This window comes from Paenibacillus rhizophilus, assembly GCF_003854965.1.
Taxonomy (GTDB): Bacteria; Bacillota; Bacilli; order Paenibacillales; family Paenibacillaceae; genus Paenibacillus_AQ; species Paenibacillus_AQ rhizophilus.
In genome coordinates this window covers 66,791-84,886 of record NZ_RQPI01000006.1, presented here as the reverse complement: position 1 = coordinate 84,886, position 18,096 = coordinate 66,791, and the positions used below count along the sequence as shown (strand labels likewise).

At 55.7% G+C, this 18,096-nt stretch carries 15 protein-coding genes; 8 read left to right on the top strand and 7 right to left on the bottom strand.

All coding sequences use genetic code 11. The annotated features are described in order from the left end of the window. Positions 1-73: 73 nt before the first annotated feature. A complete protein-coding gene (locus EH198_RS12590) occupies positions 74-1,447 on the top strand; it encodes a DL-endopeptidase inhibitor IseA family protein (protein WP_185702861.1) in 1,374 nt (457 codons plus the stop codon). Positions 1,448-1,580: 133 nt separating this feature from the next. Here EH198_RS12590 and EH198_RS12585 read toward each other — a convergent pair whose 3' ends face one another. Further along, on the bottom strand, positions 1,581-2,579 hold the full coding sequence (locus EH198_RS12585; protein ID WP_124695895.1) for an acrylyl-CoA reductase family protein: 999 nt from the start codon (positions 2,577-2,579) through the stop codon (positions 1,581-1,583). Positions 2,580-2,738: 159 nt separating this feature from the next. On the opposite strand from EH198_RS12585, the gene EH198_RS12580 reads away from it, so the two are divergent. Further along, positions 2,739-3,353: a TetR/AcrR family transcriptional regulator gene (locus EH198_RS12580; protein ID WP_124695894.1), complete on the top strand. Its 615-nt coding sequence runs from the start codon at positions 2,739-2,741 to the stop codon at positions 3,351-3,353. A 55-nt stretch (positions 3,354-3,408) separates the two neighbouring features. Then, entirely contained in the window at positions 3,409-3,909 is a 501-nt protein-coding gene (locus EH198_RS12575) for a hypothetical protein (RefSeq protein ID WP_124695893.1), read from the top strand. A gap of 7 nt (positions 3,910-3,916) precedes the next feature. On the opposite strand, the gene EH198_RS25150 is transcribed toward EH198_RS12575, so the two are convergent. Both EH198_RS25150 and EH198_RS25145 read right to left on the bottom strand, forming a co-directional pair. After that, the gene (locus tag EH198_RS25150; protein WP_246014255.1) at positions 3,917-5,311 is read right to left on the bottom strand and encodes an ABC transporter substrate-binding protein; all 1,395 of its coding nucleotides are present in this window, start codon (positions 5,309-5,311) and stop codon (positions 3,917-3,919) included. Further along, the gene (locus tag EH198_RS25145; RefSeq protein ID WP_246014253.1) at positions 5,268-5,744 is read right to left on the bottom strand and encodes an SgrR family transcriptional regulator; all 477 of its coding nucleotides are present in this window, start codon (positions 5,742-5,744) and stop codon (positions 5,268-5,270) included. Before EH198_RS25145 ends, EH198_RS25150 begins: the two co-directional genes overlap by 44 nt. A 115-nt stretch (positions 5,745-5,859) precedes the next feature. Between EH198_RS25145 and EH198_RS12565 the strand changes: the two genes are divergently transcribed. The 3 genes from EH198_RS12565 (at position 5,860) to cysK (ending at position 9,849) form a co-directional block, all read left to right on the top strand. Then, on the top strand, positions 5,860-7,368 hold the full coding sequence (locus tag EH198_RS12565) for a DUF4153 domain-containing protein (RefSeq protein ID WP_124695892.1): 1,509 nt from the start codon (positions 5,860-5,862) through the stop codon (positions 7,366-7,368). Between the two features lie 172 nt (positions 7,369-7,540). Next, positions 7,541-8,755 carry a hypothetical protein gene (locus tag EH198_RS12560; RefSeq protein ID WP_124695891.1) on the top strand — a complete coding sequence of 405 codons (1,215 nt, stop codon included), beginning with the start codon at positions 7,541-7,543 and terminating at the stop codon, positions 8,753-8,755. Positions 8,756-8,925: 170 nt separating this feature from the next. Beyond that, positions 8,926-9,849, top strand: a complete 924-nt coding sequence (gene cysK / locus EH198_RS12555; protein ID WP_124695890.1) for a cysteine synthase A — start codon at positions 8,926-8,928, stop codon at positions 9,847-9,849. A gap of 178 nt (positions 9,850-10,027) precedes the next feature. Here the strand turns inward: cysK and EH198_RS12550 are convergent, their stop codons facing one another. The 3 genes from EH198_RS12550 to EH198_RS12540 form a co-directional block, all read right to left on the bottom strand. Then, positions 10,028-11,977, bottom strand: coding sequence for an NAD(+) synthase (locus EH198_RS12550; RefSeq protein ID WP_246014251.1), 1,950 nt, complete (start codon positions 11,975-11,977; stop codon positions 10,028-10,030). Positions 11,978-12,091: 114 nt separating this feature from the next. Next, the gene (locus EH198_RS12545) at positions 12,092-12,526 is read right to left on the bottom strand and encodes a DoxX family protein (RefSeq protein ID WP_124695888.1); all 435 of its coding nucleotides are present in this window, start codon (positions 12,524-12,526) and stop codon (positions 12,092-12,094) included. A gap of 40 nt (positions 12,527-12,566) precedes the next feature. Beyond that, positions 12,567-13,442, bottom strand: a complete 876-nt coding sequence (locus EH198_RS12540; protein WP_124695887.1) for a LysR family transcriptional regulator — start codon at positions 13,440-13,442, stop codon at positions 12,567-12,569. A gap of 154 nt (positions 13,443-13,596) precedes the next feature. Between EH198_RS12540 and EH198_RS12535 the strand changes: the two genes are divergently transcribed. Continuing rightward, complete coding sequence (locus EH198_RS12535; protein ID WP_124695886.1) at positions 13,597-15,399, top strand: ABC transporter ATP-binding protein; 1,803 nt, start codon at positions 13,597-13,599, stop codon at positions 15,397-15,399. Continuing rightward, positions 15,396-17,135: an ABC transporter ATP-binding protein gene (locus tag EH198_RS12530; protein ID WP_124695885.1), complete on the top strand. Its 1,740-nt coding sequence runs from the start codon at positions 15,396-15,398 to the stop codon at positions 17,133-17,135. The genes EH198_RS12535 and EH198_RS12530 overlap by 4 nt, the downstream gene beginning before the upstream one ends. Before the next feature lie 177 nt (positions 17,136-17,312). Here EH198_RS12530 and EH198_RS12525 read toward each other — a convergent pair whose 3' ends face one another. Next, positions 17,313-17,948, bottom strand: a complete 636-nt coding sequence (locus tag EH198_RS12525) for a nitroreductase family protein (protein ID WP_124695884.1) — start codon at positions 17,946-17,948, stop codon at positions 17,313-17,315. Positions 17,949-18,096: the final 148 nt, after the last annotated feature.

The window sequence follows — 18,096 nt, the reverse complement described above, 5'->3', positions numbered from 1 at the left end:
CTGAATATACGTTTTCAAGTTGGAGAAGAAAATAATGGAATTGATCCCATTCATGCAGAAGGAGCGACAGACTATGACCACCCCTCTGACCCGCAAGCTGACGGCAGGAGTTCTCGTGGGAACGCTGCTCTTATCAGGCATCACCATCGGCATCCCTAACCATGCATCGGCTAAGGGCTTAGGACCTGGGCAAGCCGCCGCAATCGCCTCCGCTTCCAAAACGTTTACGTACAAGAACGCCGTGTACACCCTTCGCCTGCCGAACGATTGGAAGAACCGGCTTCAATTCGCCGAGAAAGACAAGCAAACTCTTGTGTATTACGTTCCGGAGAGCCAATTGCTGCAAAAAGAATTGCTGTTCACCATCGAGGCGATTGACAGCGCAAAATGGATGGATGATACGGAAAGCGGAGTATATACTGCGCTCGGCAGCCTGAACGGAAGCGTATACGCGCTGCACAAGTCCGGAGAAACGCCTTATACCAAGATGCCGAACAGCTCGGATTACCGAATGGCGCGTAAAATTTTGGCCACTCTGAAAAACTCGCTTTCCTTTTCCTTTAATCAAACTCAGCAGGCGGCTCCGGCCATGGCTCTCGTGCTGACCGATGCGAGACAGGCAGCGGAGCTTTATGCCTTCGGACTGCAGCGCCGCAGCGCCTCGATTCAGTATGCGACCTTCTCGGACGCACTGAAAAAGACAATGTATCCCGTGTTCAAGGAGCTCAACTGGGTTACCGGCGTCTCCAGTCCCTGGATCACCAAATGGGAAGTGACTAAGGACACAGTAATCGGCAGCAGCAAGGAGCAGATCGAGCTGAGACTGGATACGGCGACTTCTACTGGTTCCGAGCCTTCGGTGCAGCTCACGCTTTCCCTTGAAAAAGAGAACGGAAGCTGGGTCATCGCAGCGCTGTCCTCCGACCGTGAACTGCCGAGAAGCGGCGTTCCCGTCAAAAAAGACGGCGTTCCCGCATTCGGTTCCGCCGATGCCGTAAGCCTGGCAGCCAAAGCGGCGGCCCATTACTGGCATATCATGAGCGGCGGCAAAGCGGTGAAGGAAGGAGAGATCCGGGAATTCTCCATTCCGGGCAAGGGCGACCATTACCGGTGGCTAGGCGAGGATCTCTCCACCAAAGAGAAGCTGTTCGCTTATCTGAAGGAGGTCTACACGCCGGAGAAAGTCCAGCAGTACTGGAACAGCCAGACGCAAAGCGGCAGTCTCGCCATAGTCGGCGGACGCCTCGCCCAGCCGAATGCCGATGGAGGCAGTCTGCGGGATTGGACCAAGGCGAAAGCAAGCTTGCTTACAGATGGTGCCGAGGCCAAGACGTTCCGGTTCGACGTTCCGCAAGGCGAAGCCGAGCATACCATCATCGATGCGCCGTTTCGATTTGTGAAAGGCACGGGCTGGAGACTGGATTCGGAAGTCAGCATCATCAAGTAAAAGAGACTGGTCCCCAACGAGTCTATATTAGATGGGAACAATCCAAAAATGACCTCAAAAACCACGATCTTGTGGAGGATGAGGTCATTTTTTGGAGCCGAAATTCAGTTTACCCGGCAGTTCCGCCGTTCGTTCAGGACACTTTCACCAGCACCCGGCCGCGCGTGTTTGATTTCAGGATATCGGCGAGCGCCTGCGGCAGCTCAGCCAACGTCACCTCACGGTCGACAAGTGTTTCCAGATCCGCCGGTTTCAGATCGGTCGCCATCCGTTCCCACACTTTGAGCCGCAGCTCGGCGGGGCAGAAGACGGAGTCGATGCCGAGCAGATTCACGCCGCGCAGAATGAACGGCAGCACCGTCGCCGGAACCTTCGTGCCGCCCGTAAGTCCGCTGACGGCGACCGAGCCCCGGTACGATATTTTGCTTAATATCGCCGCGAGCTGATTCCCGCCAACCGGATCGACGGCGGCCTGCCAGAGCTGCTTGTCCAGCGGTCTTTGCTTGGCTTCGGGGTCATAGATCTCGCTTCTCGAGATCACTTCGGCCGCGCCGAGCCGCTTCAGGTAGCCGCTCTCCGAGGTGCGGCCTGTGCCCGCGACAACCTGGTAGCCGCGCTTGGCCAGCATCGCGACCGCCGCGCCGCCGACGCCGCCGGATGCGCCCGTGACAAGCACTTTGCCTTGATCCGGCGATGTGCTGTTATCTTCAAGCGCTTGAATGGACATGGCCGCCGTAAAGCCCGCCGTGCCGTAAATCATCGCTTCCTTCAGGGACAGGCCGTCTGGCAGCGGAACGACCCAGTCCGCAGGGACTCGGGCGTATTCGCTGTAACCGCCGAAATGGGACACGCCGAGTCCGTATCCGGTGACCAGTACCGGCTGGCCTTGCTGGAACCGTTCATCCTCGGAGGATTCCACCACGCCGGACAAATCGATGCCGGGGACGAAAGGATACGATTTGACGATATTGCCGTCCGGGATGGAGGCCAGACCGTCCTTGTAATTCACACTGGAGTAAGCAACCTTGATGACCACTTCTCCTGCGGGCAGATCGTTTAGTGAAGCCGGTTTGACGGCGACGCTGAACGGCTCTGTGTTGTCTACAAACAGGGCTTGAAAGGATGAGGACATAGTGATACGCTCCTTTTAATGGGTATGTAAAGCCTAGAACTCAATAGTGACATTTTGCCGATGATTCACATGCTGTCATTATATTTTTTATTCTGACCGGTCAACTTTTTTATGTCAATGATTTCTTATACAATATTTTCATTTTCAGGTGGGTGCTCTATGGTCCGTTACAAAAAGTCCGAGGAAAAACGCAAACAAATTCTGTACGCAGCCTTTCAGGCCATCGCCGAACAGGGGTATGACGCCGTAACGCTTCAGACGATTGCGGATAGCGCGAAGGTTAGTAAAGGTGTCGTTCATTATTATTTCGATAACAAAGAGGCGGTGCTTGTGGAGCTGCTGAGCTGGCTGACCGGCAAAATCTATGAAAAAGAATCCGCGGCGGTAAACGGACAGTCCACGGCGGAGGACAAAATGGCCGCCTATATCGATTCCGTCTTCGTATCGCCCGAGAAGAACCGCGATTTCTACCGTGTGTATCTGGACTTTCTGGCGAGGGCCAGCCGCAGCCCCGCGTACCGGGAAATCAACAGCCGCTTCTATGGCAACTGCGCGCGGATCAGCGCGGAAATTGTGGAGCTCGGCCAGCGCGAGGGCGTATTCGACCCCCGCCTGTCGGTGCGGGAGACCGCCCCGGTCATCCGCTCCATCATCGATGGCTGCCTGATCCAGTGGCTGATGACCGGCCAGGATGAGCTTCACTCCGAATACAGGGATTCCTGCCGGCAGGCGGTCATGAAGCTGCTCGCTGTGGATACGGTGAAAAAGTCATAGGCGGCGAACCAAGGAAATGTTAAATTATTGAAATCTGCTTTGGGAGGCGATTTCAATGTTAACCATCAGGCGGCTCGGAACCGTTGGCGCTATAAGCGCCGCACTGCTTATGGCAGGCTGCGACTTGATCGGCGGCGGCAAGTACCAGACCTACAACAAGGACCAAATGTATAATAACAGCGCCGCTATCGTCCAGGAAGGCGACCAATATTCCTATTTGTTACGGACCGGTTCAACCACTTCCCGGATAGCGGATATTGGCTTTGAAGGTTTTTCCGGCACGGATACCATTTGGATTCTGGATGTGAAGAAGAAAGCCGACATCAGAATTGACTATTCCCTGACCGTCGATAAGGGAGAATTCAAGGTTGTGCTGGTGGCTCCGGGCGATCGGGCAGTTACGATTGCGGAGGGAAGCGGCGACGGAGTTAGTATGGTGACCTTGGACAAAGGCAACAACCGTATCAAATTCGTCGGCAAACACACTGCGGGGAAGGTAGAGATGCATCTTGGGGCAGGGGATGCCGTCAAAATAACGAGCTCAGCAGACGAGTAGCCGCAATTCAGCAGGGCTGCAGAAACCACACATGCCGCAGATCGATCCAGCCCTGGCTGTTGAACCGGACTCCCCGGACAGACGGCAGATAGGCGGTTTCCACCGGCTTTTCGTACAAAATATGCAGCTCCCGCTCCTCGATCAGCCTGTCCTCGATTCGGCGGAACGCCTCGGCCCTTGCCGCATGGCCGGACTCGCGCGAGATCAGATGCAGCCCTGCTTCGATCTCCGCCCGGATCTGCGGCGTGACATGCTCCGCCAGCGTCTGATACAGATCGAACAGCCTCAGCTGCTCGTCCCGGTCGCGGACGAGGGAGAACAGGATGAGGTCGGCTTCCATCCGCACCGGCCCCTTGAACTCTTTCGGCGGCACGGAGACGATCGCCGCGGAAATGCCGTTTCGCTCCAGTCTCGCGGCGACGAGCTCGGCGTCCGCCTTGTACTGCGGGATCGTGGCAATCCGCAGGGAGAGCCCGAACAACGAGGCGGTTGTTCCGGCGGCGGCGGGAGGGCAAGAACCGGAGGGGCCCGAAGCAACGGGATCGCCAGGGACACCATCCGTGCCGGAAACGCCAGGATCGCCCGTGGTACAATCGGCACGGGGAACGCCAGGATCGCCCTGGGTACCATCCGTGCCGGGAACGCCGGGACCTTTGTCCGGTTCGCCCACCCTGCCCAGACAAGACAAAATATCCGCCCTGACGGCGGGATCGCTCAGCGGTCCCGCTTTTTTGGTGTTGCAGGTAATGAACTTGCGGACGGAGGTCTCGGTGTGAATCCGGCTCCATTCCGCCGACTCTTCCGGCCGGGGATTCTGAATGATGTGAAAAGGGAACCCCGAATCCGCCGCAGACGGCTCCGTATCCCAGGGAACATGCAGAATTTCCACCCGGTCCAGCTGCGCTCTCCCTTGAAAATAATACGGAAACGCCTCCAGCACGCACAAGCCTTCATTTAGTTCCACAATTTTGAACGGGCCGGTTCCGACCGGCTTCTGGGTGAAACGCCCTTCCAGGGTGCGCTCCGGTTCCCGCGGAACGACGGCTGCCCGGCTCGTGCACAAAAACGAAAGAAACAGCTCGTTCGGAGTCTTGAGCCGGAAGCCCACCGTCAGCGGATTCAGTGCCGTTACTTCAACAATATCCCTCAAAATAAAGCTGTACAGCCTGCCACGAGGCATCCGGATCAAGCGGGAGAAGGAGTAGACGACATCGCTTGAGTCAAGAATTGCGCCGTTATGCAGAAGCACTTCCTTGCGGAGGTAGAAGGTCCAGTTCGTCCGTGTCACGTCGGTTTCCCAGGCATGCGCGATGCCTGGAACAATCTCTTCGCCACCGGCTCCCCTGCGGACAAGCCCGTCATATACATGGCTGGAAACAAAGGATTCGGCCAGCAGGTTCATGTGCAGGGGATCGATTGTATGCAGCGGCTGGCGGATGGGCAGCCGGAGCGTATCTGTCTCTGCGCATTTCGGCGTGATGGCCGGAGTAGGCCAGCAGCCAGCTTTGCAGCGAATTCTGAAGCGCCGAGACTCCCGCATGGGAACGGATGTCTTCCATCGCGGCCGAGACGGCGTCCTTGCGGCCCATGGCCTGCATCATCGACTGGACGGCGACATCGTCCCGGGGCGTCAGAAAGCGCAGCACGGAACGGCGCCCGCGTCCGCGGCTCGGCGTCCAGGCCACCCAGCCGTTGCCCGCCATTTTGCCCAGAATATTCAGGGCATTCCGGTGCGTGCAGCCAAGCACCTCCGCAAGCTCGTCCAGTGTAATGGAGACTTCATCGGCGCTGCCGTAATGGGCACGCATCCGCATGTATTGGCCGTGCAGCTTCATCCGTGTTCAATCCTTCCGTTGAAAATAGGAAATAAATCTACATTTATTTCTCTTTATCTTCTTATTTTATCATCTAAAATAAGACGGAGTAAGTAAGAAAATGGAGGGATTTCCCATGAGCGAAGAAGTTTCAACCAAATCGTCGCGTTCCCTAGCGCTCCCGGCAGCTGCTTTTGCGCTGGCCGTTATCCACCAGTATCTGTTCCTGGGGAACCGGTACGGTGTGTCGTATCCGCTGTTCACCGTTCTTTTTTACGCTTACATGCTGTGCTTTGCCAAGGATAAAATCCGCAAGCCCCCGGCGGCGGGATATGCGGGACTGGCTTTTATCTTGTTGCTTTCCTTGACATTCGGCCTGTTCGCCAATGAATTTTTTTACCATTTGAACACGCTTGTTCTTCCCTTGATGATCTTCTTGCATTTGGCTTATATGATCGGCGACGGAAGACCGGCTTATGACCAGTTCTCCCTTGTCTTCGGGGCGCTCGACCATCTGATTCCGCAGAACCTGCGGCAGTGGCCCCGCATCGTTGACGTCTTCAAGAAAGCCTCCGGACAATCGGAAGAAGGGAAGAACAGGCAGGTTCTCGGTAAAGTACTGATTGGCCTCTGCATTTCCTTCCCGCTGCTGCTGGTTGTCCTGCTGCTGCTGTCCTCGGCGGACGGAGTGTTTCACAGCGTGCTGTCGGAAATACCGGTATGGCTGAGCAACGTGTCGTTTGTGGAAGGCTTGACCCGTACGCTGTGGGCGCTGCTCCTGGGGATGTTTTTTTTCGGGCTCCTGCGGGGATTTCTGTTTCCCCTTAAAGAAGAGGAGGTTCCGGTAGCCTTAGCGCGGCCGGAGCAAACGAACAAGACTGAATGGCCGGATTTCCGGGTCGATTCGATCATTGCAGCCACCGTACTGACTGCGGTTAACACCGTATATGTGCTGTTTGTCTGCGTGCAATTCTCTTATCTGTTCGGCGCCTGGCAGGGCGTGCTGCCATCGGGAGACACCTATGCGGAGTACGCAAGGAGAGGGTTCTTCGAACTGATTATGGTAGCGGGCATCAATTTTGTTATCCTGCTCGGGCTGCTGCTGCTGGGGACCAAGGGGACGGAGAAGCTGAACAAGGCGATTCGCGGGCTGCTTTATCTTCTGACGGGCTGCTCGGCGGTGATGCTGTATTCCGCTTATACGCGGCTGGCCCTTTACGAAGAGGCTTACGGCTATACGACCATCCGGTTTCTGGTGCATGCCTTCATGATATTTCTGGGTCTGCTGCTGATTGTGACGGCGCTGCGCATCGGCCTTTCGCGCTTTCCGCTGGCCAGATGCTATATTGTGCTGATTGGTGCGGCTTATCTGGTCATGAATTTTATCGGAATGGATGCCATTATAGCGGGGAAAAATATCGCGCGCTACGAAGCCACCGGCAAGATCGATGCGGCTTATCTTATCACGTTGTCGAGCGACACGGTGCCTCGGCTCATCGAGTTCAGCCGGAACCAAAACGGAATGATGGACAGCGGATTGCGGACTAAGCGCATGGATCTAGCAAAAACGAACGGCAAGTGGCCTGCCTTTAATCTGTCGCGCCACCGGGCACTAACGGAGCTCGACCGGTATTTGGAGAAGTAGGGACGAAAGTATATAACTCCGGAGTGCCCTTTTTTTTACACTAATGTATTATTGATGCGAAAATATGTAGCTGTTAGTATTACTTCACTTACATAAGAATCGGCTGGTGGACTTGATGCACTATGATTTGAGGGCCAACTGACAAAGATTACGATGTAAGAGGAGTGGAGAGATGGACAAAAAGTACGATTATTCATTGGACGCGATGAAAGGCTTTAGCTGTTTGCTGATGATTATGGCTCATACCGGTCTTGTTTTTTCGGGAAGCAGTCGCTCGTTTCAAATAATCGGAGGGTTGGCCCCTGTCTTATTCTTCGCCGTATCCGGTATCACTTCAATCTTCCAGAGTAAGAAAAACGTCCTGCCGCTGCTTGCCTTTTACTTCGTCTTTGCTGTCATTGGATTATCCTATAACGCTTTGTGGAGGCCCTTCATTTGGTCGGATCCCGTTTCGGATGTGCCGCAAATCGTGGCGATGAGCGTACTTGCCATTATTTTGTTAGAAAAGTATTTCAGGCCCGGCCGCTACGTGTATCTGATATTGGGCGTCTTCCTGTTCGCCATGCACTTTATATTTACGGCAAAAGTACCTTCTTTTCCTGGCAAGCAATTCTTCATTCCGGAGGGGGATTACACTTATTTTACTTTCGTCCCCTGGTTTTCGATATTTTTGCTTGGCGTGTTCGCCTACCGGAGCGGCAGGCTGGTGAATCTGATCTGCGGTATAGCTGCGGCATGTGGTCTGGCGGCGGCTTATGTTCTTACCCCGAGGGAGACGGAATTTCTGATAAAGTACAATATGTCGCCAGGTTACTTTTTCCTTTCCCTGGTACTTCTGTTTATGTCGTTTTCCCTGTTCAGGTCGATCCGGCAATATTCTTTGAAGAACCCGCTGCTGTTTTTCGGCAAACATTCTTTTCTGTTCTTGTACGTTCATGTGTTCCTGATCTTTTTACTCACTCATTTCAAACTGTATTCGATCAACGTCTACATGGTTTGGGCGGGGGTTTTGCTGGTCAGCTATATCGGAATGAACGCCGTATTATGGATCAACAAATATGTTGAAGCGCTATTTAATCATAAGCTGCCCTGGTTGGGGCTGCTGATGCTGATCCTGCTGGTGCCCGCGGCCGTCGATTCTTATGGACTTATTGTGACGTTGGAGGCTGTACTCGGCTTGGCTTTTGCCTGCAATTATAAAAAGCTGTCCCAGGTGCTCTTTTCCATTTTTACATTTGTTCCAAATAGCACAAATTCGCAGCCGGGCGCGGCAGCAAATGGGGCGTTGCTGAGCAGCGAACGGAGTTTGCCGCCAGTCTTGGGACAGCCGGAGCAGTTGGATACAGCCGGGCTTTCCGGGCCGGTTCGATCATTAGAGGATGCGTGAAATGAATTGGATATAAAATAGCTGCCGAGCTGGTCTCGGCAGACTGGACCCTCGGGTTATCCCGGGGGTTTATTATTTATTCGGCTTTATACCAACCGGCAGCCGCGGCATTCGACATCGTTTTCTGAACACGGTACAATGTTCCAGGGTAGGAACGAAGGAGGTCTGTTATGTCGACGAGAGTAGTCAACAATATTTCGGAACTGATCGGCGATACCCCGGTTGTCCGGCTGAACCGCCTGACCGGACCGAATGATGCGGAACTGTACGTCAAGCTTGAGCGGTTCAATCCGAGCGGAAGCGTAAAGGACCGGGCAGCGTACAATCTGATCCTGCAGGCCGAGAAGGACGGGCTCCTGAAACCGGGCGGCACCATTATCGAGCCGACGAGCGGCAATACGGGAATCGGGCTGGCGATGAACGCCGCGGCCAAGGGATACCGGGCGATTATGGTCATGCCGGACAATATGACCAAGGAGCGGATCAATCTGCTGAAAGCGTACGGGGCGGAAGTGGTGCTTACGCCCGCTGCCGAGCGGATGCCGGGAGCCATCGCCAAAGCGCTGGAGCTTGGGAAGCAAACGGAAGGAAGCTTTATTCCGCAGCAATTCGAGAACAAAGCCAATCCCGACATCCACCGTACAACGACGGCGATCGAGATTTTGGAGCAAATGGAGGGTAAGCTGGATGTATTTGTGGCGACCTCGGGAACCGGCGGCACCATCACCGGCACGGGAGAGACGCTGCGGGAGCATCTGCCTGAGCTGCGCATTCTTGTAGTCGAGCCGAAGGGGTCGCCGGTATTATCCGGCGGAGAACCGGGCCCGCACAAGCTGGTGGGGACAAGCCCGGGATTCGTTCCCACCATTTTGAATACGGATGTGTATGAGGAGATCGTGCAGGTCTCCGACGAGGATGCCCTGAATACCGTCCGGGCCATGTCGGCCAGGGAAGGAATTCTGATCGGCCCGTCCGGCGGCGCGGCGGTGTGGACCGCCTTGAGAGAGGCTGAAAGACTGGGCAGCGGCAAGCGGGTGCTCTGCATTGCGCCTGATTCGGGCGAGCGTTATTTGAGCATGGGTATCTTTTCATAACCAAGGGCTTGATGAGGCGAATGGCATGGACAATAAAAAGCGGCTGAAGCTGTGCTCACTTTTGAGCCGCTTCAGCCGCTTTTTCGATCCAGCCGTTGTTCGGCTGAAGTCGCCTTTTACTGCTTTAAGACGAAAGAATCCGCAAAAAATTTCAATCCGTTCGTTCCATTGTACCGCCCTACAGCTCTTCCACTTCCCGCAGCCAGAGCGAGGCAGAAGCGTCGCTCGGCATGCGCCAATCTCCGCGCGGGGAAAGGCTGACGGTGCCGACCTTTGGGCCGTCCGGCAGGCAGGAGCGTTTAAACTGCTGGGAGAAGAAGCGGCTGTAGAACACGCGCATCCACTGTACCAGCTGTTCCCTTGTGAAGGTATCGCCGAAAGCATGCTCCGCAAGATATAGGATTTTTGCAGGCGGAGCGCCCGTTCTTAGCATATGATACAGGTAGAAATCATGCACATCGTAAGGTCCGAGAATATTTTCCGTGAGCTGCGCGATTTCGCCATCCGGCGAAGGCGGCAGCAGCTCCGGACTGATTCCCGTGGCGATAATATCATACAGGAACTTGGCGGCGGTTTCGTCCGCCTCGTGGTCGGCGTACCACTGGACGGCATATTTGATCAGTGTCTTCGGAATTCCCGAATTGACGCCGTACATGGACATATGGTCGCCGTTGTAGGTACACCAGCCGAGGGCCAGCTCGGACAGGTCGCCGGTGCCGATGACGATGCCGCCGTTCTTGTTGGCGAGATCCATCAGAATCTGCGTCCGTTCCCTGGCCTGGACGTTCTCGTAGGTCAAATCGTGAACGTCCTTGTCATGCCCGATATCCGCGAAATGCTGCAAGCAGGCGGCCTTGATATCGACGACCTTCATCGAAGCGCCCAGGGCCTTGATCAGGCCGACGGCATTATCATACGTCCGGTTCGTCGTTCCGAAGCCGGGCATCGTGACGGCAAGCACGTCGCTCGCCGGGCGTCCAAGAAGCTGCATCGCTTTTACCGCGACAAGCAGCGCGAGTGTGGAATCGAGTCCGCCCGAAATGCCGATGACTGCCTGTTTGGTGCCGATGTGGCGGATGCGCTTCATCAGGCCGGAGGTCTGGATCGACAGTATTTCCTGGCAGCGCTCGTCCCGCTGCAGCGGATTGCCCGGAACAAAGGGATTGGTGACCACGTTGCGGGCCAGTTTCCGGGGCGAATCGCTCTGGCGGGCGGGATTGCCGAATGCAATCTCACGGTAATCGGCACCGCCCCGGCCGCCCCGGAAGGTTCCCATTATCATACGGGAATAATGGATTTTCGGAATGTCGATGTCGGCGATGGTGATCCGGCTCTCATGGGTGAACCGGTCGGATTCCGCCAGCGTCTGTCCGTTCTCGGCGATGATGGAATGGCCGCCGAAGACGACGTCCGTCGACGATTCGCCGGTATTGCTGCCGGCGTAGACGTATCCCGCCACGCAGGACGCGGATTGGCTGCTGACAAGCTGCCGCCGGTAATCGGCCTTACCGACGAGCTCGTTGCTGGCGGACGGGTTGAACAGCAGCACCGCTCCCGCCTGGGCCAGCCGGCTGCTCGGAGGAACGGGAACCCACAGATCCTCGCAGATTTCCACACCGAAGACAAGGTTGGAATTTCCGTCGCAGACAAACATGAGATCGCTGCCGATCGGAACTGAAGCTCCCCCGATGCGGAACTCCGCCGTCTCCAGTTCTTCGGCTCCGGCAAACCACCGGGGCTCGTAGAACTCGCTGTATCCGGGAATGCAGGTCTTCGGCACAATCCCGAGAATGCTTCCATTCTGAATAACGGCGGCGCAATTATAGAGCCGCCCTCTGATTTCGATGGGAAGGCCGGCAATCACGACCATGCTCAGGCCCGCGGTCTTGCCGGCGATGGCGAGCAGCGCCTCCAAGGCGGAGTCAAGCAGCCGGCGCTGCATGAACAAATCCGCGCATGTATAGCCAGTGATGCATAGCTCCGGCAGAACAAGGTATTCCACTTGCTGCTTGTCCGCTTGTTCAATAACTTCCATAATTTTATCGGCATTAAATATACAGTCGGCAACCCGAAGCTCAGGGGAAGCGGCCGCGACTCTTGAGAATCCGAAATTCTGCAATGGTTTCACCTATCCTCTGTATGAATGTTATTTCGCTTTCATTAATTTAGCACAGTTCCAGCCTTTTCTAAACCAGTTGTACCCCAAGACGCGGGACCGTAACAAGGGGAGCTTCCCCAATCCTTACCCCGCGAGCAGTACGGCTGCTATAAACACCAGCTGGAGCAGGGTGCGGACAGGCAGTCCGGGAACCGGCCTGCCGCCAATGGTCAGCTTCTTTTTGGCAGCATGCACATTGGCGGGAAACATTGCGATCAGCAGCGCAGTCAAACACCATGACGCAGCCCGCGAAGTGGCGGGAAAGAGAAGGCCGACAGCGCCGGCAATCTCAAGCAAGCCGGTAATGGTAACGATAAGCCCGGGCCTTGGAAAAGAGGAAGGAACCATGCGGATCAAGTCGGCTCTGCGTTTTCCCCAGTGGGCGGAAGCGGTGAGCAGCAGCATGACTGCCGCAGCCGCCTGAAGCGACGGATGCCAGCCGTCGAAAGGGGTGAGGCCGAGCAGGCCGAGCGCACGGAACAGCACGAAAGAAACAATAAGAACAATGAAAGGCGCCATGGGTATTCCTCCTGTCGAAAGTGGAATTGAAGGCTTACATTCAGCGTTCCCCTTGACCAAAACTCTCGAAAAACTTGGTCGCCAGGGTAGACGCATATTTTCCCTTCATCATAATGGCGGCAATGCGCGTGCGCAATGAGTCGCTGTTGATTTCTTTATAGAGCAGGTTGCCGCTGCTTACAAGCCCGAAAGCGGATTTAGGAACAATGCCGATGCCAAGCCCTGCGTTTGCCCACAGCAGCGTGGTCCGGGCGTCGTCGTTCATGCAGAACAGCTGCGGCTCGAAGCCATGCTCCAGGCAGGCGTCGGTAATCAGCTGCTCGAACCGCCGGTAGATGATGAGGGGCTTGTCTTTCAGTTCGCCAAGGTCAACCATAGTTTGGCCGGCGCTAAAATCAAGCTCCCGGTTCATCACGGCGATCATCGGTTCGGAATCGGCATAGCGGCATTCGAGGTTGGCCGGATTGAACGGCGTGCGCACAATGCCGAGCTCCACGATTCCCTTGCCCAGCAGGTCGATGATCTTGAACGTGTTGCCCTCATGAATTTCAAATTTGACTCCTTCATAGGTCCGGTGGAACTCGCACAGCCGGTCCTGCAGCAGGGCGGCGCCTGAGGAGGAGACGGTCCCGATGGACAGCGTCCCCGTAAGTCCCTTGACATAATCGCCGATTTCCCTGGTCGTTGCATCGGCTAAATCAAGAATTTGCTGCGCCCGGTTCCGCAAAATCACCCCCGCGTCCGTAAGCTGGATGCTGCGCGGTCCCCGTTCCACCAGCTTGACGCCAAGCTCTTCTTCCAGCTGTTTTAACTGCTGGCTTAGCGGCGGCTGCGCCATTTGCAGCCTCCGCGCCGCCGATGTAATCTGGCCTTCCTCCGCAATCGTTAGAAAATATTTGAGCTGTCTGATGTCCATCACGAATCTCCGCCTTTTGATATATGTTAATCATATCGAAGCGATACGAATCCAATATTATTAATATGGAAATAGTTATGACATAATCATAACTGGCCTTTTACTATTTGTGAAATATTTAACGTATTTCTTCTCGGATGGATGTGACTAAGCAATGAATAAGATTACCGTGTTTCTGAAGCCTTACCGGAAACAGCTGATTATCGGCCCGATTTTCAAGCTGTTGGAGGCGATCCTTGAACTGCTGCTGCCGACCATCGTCGCGCTGATGGTGAACCGGGGCATCGGACCGCATAACTCCGCTTATGTATATCGGATGGGAGGGCTCATGCTGCTGATGTCCATCCTTGGCTTCGCCTGCTCCATGGTATGCCAGTATTCGGCGGCCCGGGCGTCGCAGGGCTTCGGCACGAGGCTGCGCAATGCGATGTTCCGGCATATTTCTTCGCTGTCCTACGCGGAACTTGACAAATTCGGCACGCCTTCGCTGATCAACCGGATCACGAATGATGTGAATCAGCTCCAGCTGGCGGTTGCCATGCTGATCCGGCTTGTGATACGCGCGCCGTTTATCGCCATTGGAGCGATCGTTATGTCTATGATCCTAGACTTCCGGTTGTCGCTTGTGCTGCTGGCTGCCGCGCCGGTCTTTGCTGCTTTGCTGTATTGGATCATTTCGCGTTCGTCGCCGCTGTACCGCAAGTATCAGCAGAAGCTGGACGGCATCGCCCAGGTGCTGAGCGAGAATCTGTCCGGCATCCGGGTCATCCGCGCTTTCGCCAAACGGCGCAAGGAAAAAGAGCGCTTCGTCGCCGCTGCGGACGACGTCACGGCCACGGCTTTGCGCGTTGGCCGGATTTCCGCTCTGCTCAGCCCATTGACCTCTCTGGTGGTCAATGCTTCCATCCTCGCGATTCTTTGGGCGGGGGGAATTCATATTAATGCGGGCCGGCTCTCGCAGGGGGAAATCATCGCTTTTATCAACTATGTCACGCAGATATTGCTGGCGCTGATCGTCACCTCAAATTTGGTAATTATATTCACCAAAGCCAATTCGTCACTGGCCAGAGTAAACGAAGTGCTGGCGGCGTTCAGTTCAGTGACGGAGCCGGAGCATCCGGCAGTTCCGCCGGTTGCCGAAACAAGGGAAGCGGCTGTATTCCCTGCCGTTCAAGCGGGCCGGAACGGTTCTTCAGCGTCTGCTGCCCGGATTCCCGCCATTGAGTTCGACCATGTGTCTTTCGGTTACAGCAGTGCCGGAGAGCTTGCGCTGGACGATATTTCCGTGAAAATCGAGCGGGGGGAGACCGTAGGTTTGATTGGCGGCACGGGCTCGGGCAAATCGACGTTCGTCAATCTGATTCCCCGCTTCTATGACGCCTTCTCAGGCGAGGTGCGGGTGGACGGTGTGAACGTCAAAGACTATCCGCTTCTTCGGCTCAGGAAGTCCATAGGCATCGTCCCGCAAAAAGCGGTGCTTTTTACGGGCACCATCGAGGGCAACATCCGCTGGGGGAAACCGGATGCGACCGAAGACGAAATCCGCGTAGCCGCTGCTGTCGCGCAGGCGGAGGAGTTCATCTCCAAGCTGCCCGAAGGCTTGGATACGGCGGTTTCGCGCGGCGGACTAAACCTGTCCGGCGGGCAGAAGCAGCGGCTGACTATCGCGCGGGCGGTGATCGGACGTCCGGACATTCTCATTCTGGACGATTCCTCCAGCGCGCTCGACTTCGCCACGGACGCGGCGCTGCGCCGCGCGCTGAATGAGACCCGCGCCGGGATGACGACGCTTGTCGTTTCCCAGCGGGTCGGCACCGTGCGGCAGGCCGACAAAATTATCGTGCTCGAAGACGGGCGGATTGCCGGCGTCGGCCGGCATGAGGATTTACTTCACAGCTGCGAGGTATACCGTGAAATCTGCAGCTCCCAGCTATCAAGCGAGGAGGCGGTCCGATGAACGGAAAGAAGGTTTGGAAAAGACTAATCGTCTACACCGTGCAGTATAGAGGCTCCGCCGTCCTGGCGGCGCTCAGCGCCATACTCAATGTGGCGGCCAGCCTGATCGGGCCGCTGCTGATCGCCCGGGCGATCGACCATATGACGGGGCAGGGGAAGGTGGATTTCGCTGCGCTCCTGAGTTTGCTCTTTGACTTGGCGGTCGTATATCTCGCAGGAAGTCTGTGCGGCTGGCTGCTGACCTATCTCACGAACCGGATCGCCTACCGCACGGTGAACGGGATGCGTACTGAGCTGTTCGACAAGCTGAATGTCCTGCCGCTGAAGTTCCATGACAATCATCCGCAGGGCGACCTGATCAGCCGGTTCGTCAACGATATGGACGCCGTATCGGACGGTCTGCTGCAGGGCTTCCAGACGCTGCTTACCGGCGTTGTGACCATCGTCGGCACCATCGGACTCATGCTGTACATCAGTCCGCTTATGACCGTGGTCGTGCTTTTGTCCGCGCCTGCTTCGTACTATATGGCGCGGTTCATTACAAGGCGCTCGCAGCAGCTCTTCCGCGACCAGGCCAAAATCCTCGGCAGCCTCAACGGCTATGTGGAAGAAATGGTTGGCGGGCAAAAAGTCGTACAGGCTTTCCATTACGAGGACAACACCTTTGAACGTTTCTCAGGGCTGAATGGGGAGCTGTATCAGGCCGGAGTCAAATCACAATTCTACGGCTCCTTGTCCGGGCCTACAACCCGGCTGGTCAACAACATTACGTTTTCCGTTATCGCGATTATCGGCAGCATCGTCATTATCGCGGGCCGTTTGAGCGTAGGGGATTTGTCCGGCTTTCTAATCTACTCCAATTTGTTCGCCAAGCCTTTTAATGAAATCACCGGCGTCATTACGCAGCTTCAGTCGGCGACCGCCTCGGCGCAGCGTATCTTTGCGATTCTCGACCTTGAGCCCGAATTGCCCGACGCTCCGGATGCGGTGGACCGGAAGCCGGGGCAGGGGACGATTGTATTCGACAAGGTTAAGTTTGCCTATGATTCCGCCCGGCCCTTGATTACGGGCTTCAGCCTGGAAGTCAAACCCGGAACCCGGGTTGCCATCGTCGGACAGACGGGAGCCGGCAAGACGACGCTGGTTAATCTGCTGATGCGTTTTTACGATGTCGATAAAGGGGCAATCCGGATTGACGGAGTGGATATCAAGGAGATGACGCGCGACAGCCTGCGCCGCAATTTCGGCATGGTGCTTCAGGATACATGGCTGTTCGGGGGAACCATCCAGGACAATATCGCCTACGGCAAGCCGGAGGCGACCGATGAAGAAGTCATCGCCGCCGCCAAGGCCGTGAGCGCGCACAGCTTCATCAAACGTCTGCCGGAGGGCTACCATACCGTGATCAGCGGCTCCGGCGACAATCTGTCCCAGGGACAGAAGCAGCTGCTTACGATCGCGCGCGTGATGCTGGCCGACCCGCCGATGCTCATTTTGGACGAGGCGACCAGCAGCATTGACACCCGTACCGAAATCCGCATCCAGCGAGCGTTCCTGAAAATGATGGAAGGACGCACCAGCTTTGTCATCGCCCACCGGCTGTCCACGATCCGCGAGTCGGACCTCATTCTGTTTATGAAGGACGGCGACATTGTGGAAAGCGGGACACACGACCAGCTGCTGCGTCAGGAGGGCTATTACGCCCGGCTGTACAACAGCCAGTTTGCAGCAGTTTAAGCGAACATTCAGCCCACTTTCATGCACCTTTAAGCATCCGGGAGTATATTATATCCATGACCCCCAAAGATAACACTTGGCCCCGCCGGATGGCGGGGTTCTTTTTTGGACTATGGCTAAAAAAACCGCCCTCCGGCTTGACGCGCAAGCCATGAGGGCGGTTGTTTCATACCACACTTACATAAAATCAACGAACTCGCCAACCGGCTTGCGGTAGCCGCGCGGTCTGATCTTGCGCTGGTTGTCCTTGCCGATCGTGATCAACATCACGGGAACAAGGTGGTCCGGAAGGTTGAGTGTTTGCTTGACGGCCTCCGGGTCGAATCCGATCATCGGGCATGTATCCCAGCCCTTGTCCTTGGCGATCAGCATGAACTGCATGGCGGACAGCGAAGCGTTGCGGATCGCCTCGTCGTGCTGGAAGGCCTCTTTGCCTATGTATGCCTGATTGATCGCCTCGATCGTCCCGTCATACTCCTCCTGGGACATCGCTCCCAGCATTTTGAGACCGCCATAAATTTCCGGCGCCTGCTCGTAGGCGTGCATATCGCCCAGAACGACAATGACTGCCGAGGCCGTATGAATTTTGTATTGTCCGTAGGCGTTCTCGCGGATTTGCTCCTTAAGCGCCGGGTCTGCAATGACTTTATAACGGGCGTGCTGCAGATTGAAAGCCGAAGGAGCGAGTCTGGTTTGGGAGAAGATTTCTTCCAGTTCGCTCTGCGGAATCTGGATGCCTTCCACAAAATTCATAGCCGATCTGCGGGCTTGGACCACATCTGCAAAAGAATTCGTCGAAACGGGTGTGCTCATAAGATAATGCCTCCATTCAATAATCAAAAATAAATTAGTTTAATAAACTAATGTACTTACTAATAGTTACTTGGTAAATATATCACAGCTTAAAAAGTTCGTCAATGATGTCATGCACAACTCCCCATTTTCACTATCTCCTCCGGTA

What these genes read in the sequence shown, in the direction of transcription:
- EH198_RS12590 (WP_185702861.1), top strand. Translation starts at nt 74, where the DNA reads ATGACCACCCCTCTGACCCGCAAGCTGACGGCAGGAGTTCTCGTGGGA.
- EH198_RS12585 (WP_124695895.1), bottom strand. Translation starts at nt 2,579, where the DNA reads ATGTCCTCATCCTTTCAAGCCCTGTTTGTAGACAACACAGAGCCGTTC.
- EH198_RS12580 (WP_124695894.1), top strand. Translation starts at nt 2,739, where the DNA reads ATGGTCCGTTACAAAAAGTCCGAGGAAAAACGCAAACAAATTCTGTAC.
- EH198_RS12575 (WP_124695893.1), top strand. Translation starts at nt 3,409, where the DNA reads ATGTTAACCATCAGGCGGCTCGGAACCGTTGGCGCTATAAGCGCCGCA.
- EH198_RS25150 (WP_246014255.1), bottom strand. Translation starts at nt 5,311, where the DNA reads ATGAACCTGCTGGCCGAATCCTTTGTTTCCAGCCATGTATATGACGGG.
- EH198_RS25145 (WP_246014253.1), bottom strand. Translation starts at nt 5,744, where the DNA reads ATGAAGCTGCACGGCCAATACATGCGGATGCGTGCCCATTACGGCAGC.
- EH198_RS12565 (WP_124695892.1), top strand. Translation starts at nt 5,860, where the DNA reads ATGAGCGAAGAAGTTTCAACCAAATCGTCGCGTTCCCTAGCGCTCCCG.
- EH198_RS12560 (WP_124695891.1), top strand. Translation starts at nt 7,541, where the DNA reads ATGGACAAAAAGTACGATTATTCATTGGACGCGATGAAAGGCTTTAGC.
- cysK (WP_124695890.1), top strand. Translation starts at nt 8,926, where the DNA reads ATGTCGACGAGAGTAGTCAACAATATTTCGGAACTGATCGGCGATACC.
- EH198_RS12545 (WP_124695888.1), bottom strand. Translation starts at nt 12,526, where the DNA reads ATGGCGCCTTTCATTGTTCTTATTGTTTCTTTCGTGCTGTTCCGTGCG.
- EH198_RS12540 (WP_124695887.1), bottom strand. Translation starts at nt 13,442, where the DNA reads ATGGACATCAGACAGCTCAAATATTTTCTAACGATTGCGGAGGAAGGC.
- EH198_RS12535 (WP_124695886.1), top strand. Translation starts at nt 13,597, where the DNA reads ATGAATAAGATTACCGTGTTTCTGAAGCCTTACCGGAAACAGCTGATT.
- EH198_RS12530 (WP_124695885.1), top strand. Translation starts at nt 15,396, where the DNA reads ATGAACGGAAAGAAGGTTTGGAAAAGACTAATCGTCTACACCGTGCAG.
- EH198_RS12525 (WP_124695884.1), bottom strand. Translation starts at nt 17,948, where the DNA reads ATGAGCACACCCGTTTCGACGAATTCTTTTGCAGATGTGGTCCAAGCC.